Annotated in this window: 11 protein-coding genes; 3 read left to right on the top strand and 8 right to left on the bottom strand. The window is 69.8% G+C overall.

The features are described from left to right. Nucleotides 1–190 precede the first annotated feature (190 nt). The 7 genes from AC31A1_RS38930 to AC31A1_RS38900 form a co-directional block, all read right to left on the bottom strand. A complete protein-coding gene (locus AC31A1_RS38930) occupies nucleotides 191–1,744 on the bottom strand; it encodes an ABC1 kinase family protein (protein WP_489657807.1) in 1,554 nt (517 codons plus the stop codon). Between the two features lie 93 nt (nucleotides 1,745–1,837). After that, nucleotides 1,838–2,452: a hypothetical protein gene (locus AC31A1_RS38925; RefSeq protein ID WP_489657806.1), complete on the bottom strand. Its 615-nt coding sequence runs from the start codon at nucleotides 2,450–2,452 to the stop codon at nucleotides 1,838–1,840. Between the two features lie 63 nt (nucleotides 2,453–2,515). Continuing rightward, nucleotides 2,516–3,019: an RNA polymerase sigma factor gene (locus AC31A1_RS38920; RefSeq protein WP_489657805.1), complete on the bottom strand. Its 504-nt coding sequence runs from the start codon at nucleotides 3,017–3,019 to the stop codon at nucleotides 2,516–2,518. A 374-nt stretch (nucleotides 3,020–3,393) separates the two neighbouring features. Further along, nucleotides 3,394–3,831 (bottom strand): hypothetical protein, encoded by a 438-nt coding sequence (locus AC31A1_RS38915; RefSeq protein ID WP_489657804.1) that lies wholly within the window; start codon nucleotides 3,829–3,831, stop codon nucleotides 3,394–3,396. Continuing rightward, nucleotides 3,828–4,007 (bottom strand): hypothetical protein, encoded by a 180-nt coding sequence (locus AC31A1_RS38910; protein ID WP_489657803.1) that lies wholly within the window; start codon nucleotides 4,005–4,007, stop codon nucleotides 3,828–3,830. The genes AC31A1_RS38915 and AC31A1_RS38910 overlap by 4 nt, the downstream gene beginning before the upstream one ends. A gap of 141 nt (nucleotides 4,008–4,148) precedes the next feature. Further along, nucleotides 4,149–4,946 (bottom strand): hypothetical protein, encoded by a 798-nt coding sequence (locus tag AC31A1_RS38905; protein ID WP_489657802.1) that lies wholly within the window; start codon nucleotides 4,944–4,946, stop codon nucleotides 4,149–4,151. 51 nt (nucleotides 4,947–4,997) lie between these two features. Continuing rightward, complete coding sequence (locus AC31A1_RS38900; protein WP_489657801.1) at nucleotides 4,998–5,333, bottom strand: hypothetical protein; 336 nt, start codon at nucleotides 5,331–5,333, stop codon at nucleotides 4,998–5,000. A 284-nt stretch (nucleotides 5,334–5,617) separates the two neighbouring features. Between AC31A1_RS38900 and AC31A1_RS38895 the strand changes: the two genes are divergently transcribed. The 3 genes from AC31A1_RS38895 to AC31A1_RS38885 all read left to right on the top strand — a co-directional run bounded on the left by AC31A1_RS38895 (nucleotide 5,618) and on the right by AC31A1_RS38885 (nucleotide 8,353). Next, the gene (locus tag AC31A1_RS38895) at nucleotides 5,618–6,592 is read left to right on the top strand and encodes a glycoside hydrolase family 11 protein (RefSeq protein WP_489657800.1); all 975 of its coding nucleotides are present in this window, start codon (nucleotides 5,618–5,620) and stop codon (nucleotides 6,590–6,592) included. 37 nt (nucleotides 6,593–6,629) lie between these two features. Next, nucleotides 6,630–7,331, top strand: a complete 702-nt coding sequence (locus AC31A1_RS38890; protein WP_489657799.1) for a polysaccharide deacetylase family protein — start codon at nucleotides 6,630–6,632, stop codon at nucleotides 7,329–7,331. 230 nt (nucleotides 7,332–7,561) lie between these two features. Further along, the gene (locus AC31A1_RS38885; RefSeq protein ID WP_489657798.1) at nucleotides 7,562–8,353 is read left to right on the top strand and encodes a COG4705 family protein; all 792 of its coding nucleotides are present in this window, start codon (nucleotides 7,562–7,564) and stop codon (nucleotides 8,351–8,353) included. Between the two features lie 13 nt (nucleotides 8,354–8,366). Here the strand turns inward: AC31A1_RS38885 and AC31A1_RS38880 are convergent, their stop codons facing one another. After that, entirely contained in the window at nucleotides 8,367–9,758 is a 1,392-nt protein-coding gene (locus AC31A1_RS38880; protein WP_489657797.1) for a sensor histidine kinase, read from the bottom strand. Nucleotides 9,759–9,847: the final 89 nt, after the last annotated feature.

The following is a 9,847-nucleotide window of genomic DNA, read 5'->3' as shown; positions in this document are numbered from 1 at the left end:
GGCCTGGAGGATGTCTGAGGCGGGAGTCTGGCGGGCGGTTGAGGCAGGGGCCTGGAGGATGCCTGCGGCGGGTTGCTGTCGGGTGGTCGAGGCGGGAGCCTGGAGGATGCTGAGGCGGGAGCCTGGGGGACGTCCGAGACGGGTTCCTGGCGGGCGGTCGAGGCAGGGTGTGCGCCGGGACCCGGACGCGTCAGCGGGACCGACGGCGGTGGTCCAGCAGCAGCGCCATGGCACCCAGGGCGATCAACCCCGCGTAGGAGGAGCCGCGTTCGCCTCCCAGGGCGGCCGGTGTCCTCGGGTGGTGGACCTGGAGGGCGAACCGCCGGTTGGACGCGTCGGCCAGCAGCCCGCGCAGCTGCTCGGGGCTGGTGGTGGCCGTGACCATCAGGTCCATCGCCGTACGGCCCAGCTGCTCCAGCGAGATGAACTCGCCCAGCAGGGACATCACGATGCCGCGGACCTCGCCCTTGAAGATCTCCGCGAGCGACAGTTCGGGTGCCAGGCAGCGGACCGAGCCTTCGAGGTTGGCGAAGGACTTCCCCAGCAGCGAGATCGAGGGCGCGGAGCCGATGCCCCGCTTGGTGGCCTTCTCCAGCACCGTGGTGAGCGAGACACCGAAGTTGAGCTCGCCCAGCGAGGCACTGGAGATCTTGGGGACCAGCGCCGCCATGTCCGCGGCGAACGCCGGCAGGTTCGCCCAGGCGGTGAGTTTCCCCATGTCGGCCCAGGCGCGGGCCAGGCCGTGCCCGTCGTTCTGCGCCAGCGCCATCAGCAACGGCAGCAGCTGCAGGCTGGTCCGCTTGTCCAGGCGCCCCACCATGCCCCAGTCGATCAGCGTCGCGGGGCCCCCGGGCAGCGCGAACACGTTGCCCGCGTGCGGATCGGCGTGGAAGGTCCGCTGGACGAAGTAACCGCGGTACATGAACCGCAGCAGGTCCTTGCCGATGTCGGTGCGTTCGCGGTCGCTGAACGCCCTGGGGTCCAGATGCCGTACGGACATGCCGGGAGCCATCGACTGCACCAGCACCCGGGGTGTGGCCGAGAGGACCTCGGGGACGGCCAGCGTGCTGAAGTCCCGGGCCGCCTCCCGGCCCTCCTCCATGTTGCGGGCCTCGCCGGTGAAGTCCAGTTCGGGTTCCATGGCGTCGAAGATCGAGCCCAGCATCGCCTCGACGTCGATGACCTCGTTGAAGCGTGGCGCCGCCCGGGCCACGATGCGGGAGGCCCGGCGCAGCAGGGCCATGTCCGCCCGTACCGCCTCGCGGATCTCCGGCCGCTGGATCTTCACCACGGCCGGCCGGCCCCCGGGCAGGGTCACCTTGTAGACCTGGGCCAGCGACGCCGCCCCGAGGGGCTTGCTGGTGTCGATGTCGTCGAACCTGAGCTTCCAGTCGGGGCCGAGATCACTCTCCAGGACCGGCTCGAACAGGGAGAACGGCTGCACGTCGACCTGGTCGTGCAGGTTCTGGAACTCGGCGATCATCGACGGCGGCACCATGTCCGGCCGGGTGGAGAGGATCTGGCCGAGCTTCACATAGAACGGGCCCAGGCTCTCCAGTGCTTTTCGTACGGCTCTTGCGCGTCGTTGGGCGTCCCCGGCGGCGGATTCCTCCTCCTCCGCCGGGGACCGGCCGTGCCCCTTGGATCTGCCGCGTTCCCGCGCCGTATGACCGACCTCGTCGGCGATCAGACTGCCCAGCACCTTCACGACCAGCCGGAGCCGGTCGCCGATCAAGGTCCTCACGACGCGGGTTCCCTCCTAAGGGTTCTGCGGCAGCCGGCCCGGCGCACCGGACACGGACCGCGGGTCAACGGCCTGGTGCCAGGGCGGCGTCGGTCATCCCTTCTTGGCCGGCGGACGGACTCCGGCACTCGCCGCGACATCACTGATCGCGTCCAGGGAACCGACCAGCGTGGAGAGCAGGTCGGTCAGCCTGGCGATCTGCTGGGGCAGGGTCGCCAGGGATTCGGCAAGGCCGCCGAGACCGCCCACGGCGGCGGGCAGTCCCGCCGCCGCGCCCGCGAGCTGCCCGAGGGCCGCGAGCGGATTGTTGGAGGAGCTGGACTGGCCGGCCAGTCCAGCGAGGGCAGCCGCCGGATGGGTCGCGCCCGTCAGTGCGGCGAGCGGGTTGGCGTTCGCGAGTGCGGCCAGGGGGTTCACCGGACCGAAGCCCCGGTCGGAGGAGGCGCCCGCCAGGAGGGCGAGCGGGTTGGCGCCGGCGAGTGCGGCCACGGGGTTCACACCGCCGAACGCAGCCATCGCCTGGAGCGCCCCGAGAGGCGTCCCGGCCAGGGCCGCCATCGGATTGCCGGAGCCGAACCAGTCCGGGTAGTCGGACTTCCTGGACTTGTTCGGCGGGTCGAGGAAATCGTTGAAGGCCTTGTTGGAACTGTCGGCGATGTCGCCGAGTAAGTTCTTGATGGTGTCCTGCGTGCTCGGTTTGTCAGCCACTTTTTCGGGTGTCCTTCCCTAGGGGCATCATGGAATTCACCAGAATGCCCAACCATTTTTCGGTCATCCGCAGGATTCGCCCAGAGACTGGGTGCACATGTGCCGGAGCCTTGCTCTGCCCCGTGTGAAAGCACCCTCGGCGGCCTTTACGGAGATCTGGTTGATGCGGGCGAACTCGACGATGGAGATCCCGTCGGCCCGCGCGAGCATCACCTGCCGTTCCCGGCCGCGGAGCTGGCCGGCCTGCCGGAGCAGCCAGCGACCGAACTCCTGGTCGCAGACGGCTTCCTCCAGCATCTCCGGCGCCCCGTCGGTGATGCGCAGCAACAGCCGCTGCCAGCGCTCCCGTTCCCGGTAGCTGTCGATGCACAGCCGCATGGCGACCGTGGTCAGGAAGGCCCCGAGCCGGTCGCGGTCCAGGTCGCGGTGGGTCGCCGCCCGCAGCATGGCCTCCTGGACGCAGTCCTCGGCGTCATGCGGATTGGGGAGCCGGCGCCGCACCAGACGCAGGAGGCGCTCGCGATGCTGAAGGACTTCAGTCCAGTAGGAATCGCGGCATAAGTGCATGCGTATCACCAATGATCGAACGAAAGAAATGTTCCCGGCGATTGTTTTCACGCATGCCCTCATGGCACGAAAATCCCCTCCACTCTTTCCACCCCCTCGCCCTTCCTTTTCATTCTTCGACGGAAACAACGGCTTTCTGCCCTGAGGGGAGGTGGTTAACCCGCACATCACACCCTTCCTTCGTTTGAATGAGAAAATGAGAAGGGATAACAGTATTTTCGGCTCGGTAAAGAGGGAATCCTCCCGATGGCGACGGACCGTGCTCGTCCAGCCGACGCTCACCGCTCGGTATAGACGCGGACCTGTTGCGGCCGCACGATGCGCTCGTCCATCCGGTAGCCGTGCCGTACCACTTCGGCGACCTCCCCGACGGCCTACTGTGTCCCGGGATCGAAGGGGCTGCGGGTGACCGGGATGCGGGTCATGCCGTACTTCTCCAGCACGGCCAACAGCTCCGCCGCCACGGAGCCGACGAAGGCATCGTCCTGCGCGGCCTGCCGTTCGATCCGGTCGACGAGGAGGACGAGGTCGTAGAGGAGCGGCTGTACGACGCGGCCCTCGGCGGCCTGGTGCGCGTGGTCGAGCTCGGTCAGCAGTCCGTCGAGACTCCGGCGGACCTCCCGGTCGTTGAGCAGCCGGCGGCGGAACTGGTCGCCGAGGGCGGCAAGTTCGTCGCGCATGCCGTCGACCGCGTCGGCCACGACGGCGAACGGGTCGGGCTGCGCCGCCGGGCCGGGCGGCGGCTCGGCCGGCTCCACGAGCTGGGGGACGGGCGGTTCCTCCGGCGAGGGCAGGTGCGGTGGAGAGGTCATGGGAAGCCCCTGATCTGCGGCCTTCGGTGCGCGGGCAGGTCGTTGTACGCGTGCTGCCAACGCGGCTTGACTCCCATCACGACGGGCAGCAGGAAGAGTCCGGCTATGGACAGCACCGTCATCGCGGTCGTCTGGAATGCCAGGCCGAGCAGACAGATGGCCATGATCACGGCCATGCTCTTGTGCCAGCGCCAGGTCTTGTCGAGTGCCGTGCTCGCCTCCGCCCGGTAGCCGTTCAGGCGGTTGGCGAGCCCGGGGTCCGAGACACCGACGGCCAGCGCCTGCTCTCCGGGCCGGCGAGCACGACCGTCGTGTGTTCAGCGGAGAGCCTTCAGTGCGCTGTCGGCGCCGGCCAGAACCGTACGTGCCTGGTGTTCCACCTGGTGGCGGACCGGTACCCGGCGCACCCGCAGGGTCTCCTCGGCGTCCGTGCACCAAGTGGTGAAGGGTTCGTCCAGCTCGCGATACAGATCCGGGGCCGCTTGATCGTCCGACGCCCGCAGGAGCTGTAGCAACAGGCCTGTCGCGCGGATCGGTTGGCGGCGGGCGACGATGTTCAGGGCCGCGACCTGGGCCGTCGTCAAGCGCCGCGGGTCGTCGTCGGCCGGCGCGGTCGCGGCCTGACGGGCCAGTGGTTCCCAGGAGTTGGCGACCATGTCGTAGAGGCCGTCGGCCATCCACTCCACCACGCGTCTGAGCGGGTCGTGTCGGGGCGGTGGCGGGAAGGCGCGTGCCTTTTCGAGTACGGCGGTCACCTGGCGGCCGCCGTCCAGGACCAGGTCGGCCAGGTCGCGCAGGGCGTGTTCGGCGTCCGGGTGCGGGGCCAGGTCCTCGGCCAAGTCGCTTGCCCACATGGGGACTTCGACGATCGCGGTGACGCCGCCGTACCGCAGGGGTGCGCACCAGGTGGACGCGCCGATGTTCTCCGAACCGGCCGCCCGGCGTGCGGTGTTGTCCGGCGGGGGCAGGACGTGGACCGCGGGGCTGGGGTTCTCCCAGTACAGGGCGTCGTATGTGCCGTGCTGGAGCGGGATGCCGAGTTCCGCGGCGGATGTGCGGAAGGGCGCGGCCAGTTCGGGGAGGTCGCGGGTCAACTGGACCCAGCTGCCGCCCACATCGGTGCTGTGGAACGAGCACTGGAGGAACGGTCGTAGGGCGTCGATCGTCTAGAACAGGGCCTCGCTCTCCGGGAGTCGGCGCGCGACGATCGGGGCCCACTCCGGTTGCTCGGCCGCGATCGGGCGGTAGGTGGTGCGGTAGTAGCTCCGCAGGGTGGCGGCGCCCGTGCCCGGCACGCCTTGGGTGCCGGCCTCGCTCACGGCCGCGCCGTCCGGGTCGAGGCACAGGACGACGTCCCAGGTGACGACGGCGGGGTCGGTCGCCGCGAACAGCCGTTCTCCGCACGCCACTTGCCCCGCCGGCACGAGCGCGGTCGCGCCGCCGACCGGCTCGTCGGGGTGCGGGCCGGCGACCACCAGGACGTGATGCCGCCCGTGCCCCACGGACAGCACCGGGCGCCCAACTGCCGTGCGGACTCGGTGACTTCGGCGACGATGGATAGCGGTCCGCATGATCGGGAAATTCTTCGAAACATTCGAGCGAAAACATTCGACGGTAGGATCTTGATTGTCGGCGATCCATAAGTGGCCTCCTGGCGTGAATCGTTCAATTACGCCTGTGAGCTGGGAGGTTCGGTTAATCTTTATATGCCGGCGAGTGTCGAATCTTTCGTATTCGATACCGAAACTATTGACAGTTGACAGGGGCAGGCCAACACTGACGCGCCATGGACAACACACCCGCACGCACGACGAACCGCTTCAGGCTGTTGGTCAGCGGTGCCTGCACCCTGCTGCTGGCACTCCTGGCGGCGATGACCCTGCCCGGCACCGCCAGTGCCGACACGGTCGTCACCACGAACCAGACCGGCACCAACAACGGCTACTACTACTCGTTCTGGACCGACACCCAGGGTTCGGTCTCCATGAACCTCGGCTCCGGCGGCAACTACAGCACCACGTGGAGCAACACCGGCAACTTCGTCGCCGGCAAGGGCTGGAGCACCGGCGGCCGCCGCAGCGTGACGTACTCGGGGACCTTCAACCCGTCCGGCAACGGCTATCTGTCGCTGTACGGCTGGACGTCGAACCCGCTCGTCGAGTACTACATCGTCGACAACTGGGGCACCTACCGGCCCACGGGCACGTACATGGGCACCGTCACCAGCGACGGCGGCACCTACGACATCTACAAGACCACGCGCTACAACGCCCCCTCGGTGGAGGGCACGAAGACCTTCGACCAGTACTGGAGCGTCCGGCAGACGAAGCGCACCGGCGGCACCATCACCACCGGCAACCACTTCGACGCCTGGGCCCGCGCCGGGATGCCGCTCGGCAGCTTCAGCTACTACATGATCCTCGCGACCGAGGGCTACCAGAGCAGCGGGAACTCCAACATCACGCTGGGCGGGACGAGTTCGGGCGGCGGCGGCAGCGGCTGCACCGCGACTCTGTCCGCCGGCCAGCAGTGGAGCGACCGGTACAACCTCAACGTCTCGGTCACCGGTTCCAGCGACTGGACCGTGACGATGAACGTCCCGTCGCCCGCGAAGGTCCTCTCCACCTGGAACACCGCGGCCACGTACCCGAGTTCACAGGTGCTGACCGCCAAACCCAACGGCGCCGGCAACAGTTGGGGCGCCACCATCCAGGCGAACGGCAACTGGACCTGGCCCACGGTCTCCTGCACGGCGAGCTGACCGCCCCCCAACTCCCAAGTCTGGAGGACTACTTCACATGGCATCCGCACCGCACTTCTCGTTACGTTCCCTACGACCCCTGGTCGCCACGCCGGCCGTCGTCGCCCTGGCCGCCGCGGGCACCCTCGCCGTCGGCTTGAACACCCCAGCTCAGGCCGCCACTTGCAGCGGGTACGTCGGGCTCACCTTCGACGACGGCCCGTCCGGCAACACACCCGCCCTGCTCAACGCCCTGAAGCAGAACGGCCTTCGGGCCACGACGTTCAACGAGGGCCAGTACGCGGCCGCCTACCCGGCGCAGGTCAGGGCGGAGGTCGCCGCCGGCATGTGGGTCGGCAACCACAGCTACACCCACCCGCACCTGACCCAGCAGACCCAGGCGACGATCGACTCGGAGATCTCCCGGACCCAGCAGGCCGTCGCGGCCGCGGGCGGCGGCACCCCCAAGCTCTTCCGGCCGCCGTACGGAGAGACCAACGCGACGGTGAAGGCCGTAGAGGCCAAGTACGGTCTGAAAGAGATCATTTGGGACGTCGACTCCCAGGACTGGAACGGCGCGAGCACCGACGCGATCGTCGCGGCGGCCGCCCGGCTCACCAACGGCCAGATCATCCTCATGCACGACTGGCCCGCCAACACGGTCGCGGCGATCCCGCGCATCGCGCAGGGCCTGGCAGCCCGCAACCTGTGCGCCGGGATGATCTCGCCGCAGACCGGCCGCGCCGTCGCTCCCGGATAGGGGTCGCGGCGGCGGCGAGTTCCGTCAGGAACACCGTCCACGCGGCGCGGCGGCCCTCGCTGTCGCGCCGCGTGTACCACCCGAAACGCGCCCCTGACCAGCGCATTGGCCACCGCGTTCAGGTTGTGTTCAGGCTCGGAGGGGCCTCGGGCAACTCAAGCACCGGAAGCCCCAAAACTCTGGCAAAGGGGTCTGGGGCAACTGCCCGGCCCCATGTCATCGTGCCTTCCATGACGACTGATCACCTCACTCACGACCGGCCCTCGCGCCGCATCCGGCACGCGGCGAGCAAGGTGCCGGAGGTGACCGTCTACTTCTGGATCATCAAGGTGCTGACGACGGGCATGGGGGAGACGGCCTCCGACTTCCTGGCCCACGCGTTCGGCCCGATCCCCGCCGTCGGCCTCGGCGGCATCGCGCTGGTGGCCGCCCTGGCGGCGCAGTTCGCCGTGCGGCGGTACGTGGCCTGGGTCTACTGGACGGCGATCGTCATGGTCAGCGTGTTCGGCACGATGGCCGCCGACGTCCTGCACGTCGGCCTCGGTGTGCCGTACGCGCTCTCGACACCGTTCTTCATGGTGGTCCTGGCCGCCGTCTTCGTCCTCTGGTACCGCGGCGAGGGCACCCTGTCGATCCACAGCATCCACACCCGGCGCCGCGAGGCCTTCTACTGGGCCGCCGTGCTCGCCACGTTCGCGCTGGGCACGGCCTGCGGGGACCTCACCGCCACGATCGGTCTCGGCTATCTGGGCTCCGCCGTCCTGTACGGCGTCGCGATCGCGGTTCCGGCCGTCGCACACCGGTGGGGCAAGCTGAACGCGGTGGCCGCGTTCTGGGCGGCGTACGTCCTCACCCGCCCGCTCGGTGCGTCCGTCGCCGACTGGATGGCTGTCGGTCACCAACGGGGCGGTCTCGCCTGGGGACTCGGTCCGGTCACCCTGTCCTGGACGGTGGCCATCCTCGGCTTCGTCGGCTATCTCGCCGTCTCCCGCAGGGACATCCGGCACGACGCCGTGGCGTGAGCGCGCGGCACGGTCATCCGGCGGGCAGATCGACCACGAACCGTGCGCCGGGTGCGTGCCCGGCGTCGTACGTCACCTCGCCGCCCGCGGAGCGGGCCAGGCGGCGCGCCAGCGGCAGTCCGAGGCCCGCGCCGCCGTGGCCGTCGCCGGGATCCGCGCGACGGCCGGGCTCGAAGAGCTGTCCGGCGAACGGGGGCGGTACGCCGGGGCCGTCGTCCACGATGTCGACGCGTACGCCATCCGGTGCGCCGCCGGGTGCGCGGTACGCGCGGACGGTGACGACGGACTCGGCGTAGCGGCAGGCGTTGCCGAGGAGCGGGCTGACGATGCGTTCGAGGAGGGCGGGCGGTACTCCGGCCACGAGGTGCGGTCCGGCCACCGTGATCGTCAAGTGCCCTGGTGCGTACGGGACTTCGGCCAGGGCGCGCAGTACGGGCAGGACCTCGGCCGTGCCCGGTGCGGTGAGGGTGCCGTCGCGGGCGTCGTCCAGGAGGGTGTCGCAGATGCTGCGCATGGACTCGGCGGCATCCGCGATGACCTGGTGGGTGGCGCGGGTCTGATCGGGCGTGCGGGGGCGGGCCTGCCACCAGTCGAGCTCGGCGATGATCCGGCTCAACGGTGTGCGCAGCTCGTGCGAGAGCTCGCCGGTGAGCTGACGTTCGTGGCGCAGAAGGGTGCGGATACGGTCCAGCAGGGCGTCCAACGACCCGCCGAGACGGGCGAGTTCGGCCGGATGCCGCATGCTGCCGAACCGTTCCTCGGAGGCGGTCGCGCTCCACTGGGTGGCCTGGTCGGTCATCGTGCGGACGGGGCGCAGCGCGCGGCCGACGGCCAGCCGGGTCAGGGCGTAGGTGCAGGCGAGCATGACGACGTCCAGCGCGAGCGAACCCAGGAGCAGGGTGTCGGCCGAACTCCGGTAGGGGGAGAGGTCCAGCGCGGTGACCACCGTGGCCCGGCCGCCCGCTCCGGGTACCGGGTGGGAGCACAGGCGCAGGGGGCGATCGACCGTGGTGGTGACGCAGCGCTGCCCGCCCCGCGCGGCGAGCGTGTCTGCGACCCGGGTCAACGGGCCTGCGGCCGGCGGCTGTTCGAGCAGGTGCCGGCCGGCGTAGATCCACACGTTGGCGTCGAGGAGGTCGTCGTGGGACGTCTCCAGCACCCGTACCGTCGTGCCGCTGGTGTCGACGGTCGTCGCGACGGCGGCGGCACGGGTGCGCAACTCGTCGTCCGCCTGATGCCGCAGCCGGTGCCCGGCGACGGAGTTGAACGCCACGGTGAGCACCACCATCAGCAACGCGGCCGTGAGCAGCGCCACGAGGGAGAGCCGGCCGCGCAGGGTCTGGGGTGGCAGCCGCCGGAGGACAGCGGTGACGGTGGCCTGCGGCCGGCGTCGGGGGGCGCTCATGACGGTTGGCCGCCGGTGGTGCGGGTGGTGCCGGTGGTGCCAGTGGTGCGGGTAGTGCCGGTGGTGCGGGGGCCCGGGTGGTGGTGGAG

The organism is Streptomyces sp. P5F9 (assembly GCF_057961495.1).
The sequence above is the reverse complement of the archived record's forward strand: the minus strand, read 5'-3'. Positions and strand labels throughout refer to the sequence as shown.

Excerpts from the sequence above, each read along its gene's own strand:
- AC31A1_RS38920 (WP_489657805.1), bottom strand. The coding sequence starts at position 3,019 with ATGCACTTATGCCGCGATTCCTACTGGACTGAAGTCCTTCAGCATCGC.
- AC31A1_RS38915 (WP_489657804.1), bottom strand. The coding sequence starts at position 3,831 with ATGACCTCTCCACCGCACCTGCCCTCGCCGGAGGAACCGCCCGTCCCC.
- AC31A1_RS38910 (WP_489657803.1), bottom strand. The coding sequence starts at position 4,007 with ATGGCCGTGATCATGGCCATCTGTCTGCTCGGCCTGGCATTCCAGACG.
- AC31A1_RS38895 (WP_489657800.1), top strand. The coding sequence starts at position 5,618 with ATGGACAACACACCCGCACGCACGACGAACCGCTTCAGGCTGTTGGTC.
- AC31A1_RS38890 (WP_489657799.1), top strand. The coding sequence starts at position 6,630 with ATGGCATCCGCACCGCACTTCTCGTTACGTTCCCTACGACCCCTGGTC.
- AC31A1_RS38885 (WP_489657798.1), top strand. The coding sequence starts at position 7,562 with ATGACGACTGATCACCTCACTCACGACCGGCCCTCGCGCCGCATCCGG.
- AC31A1_RS38880 (WP_489657797.1), bottom strand. The coding sequence starts at position 9,758 with ATGAGCGCCCCCCGACGCCGGCCGCAGGCCACCGTCACCGCTGTCCTC.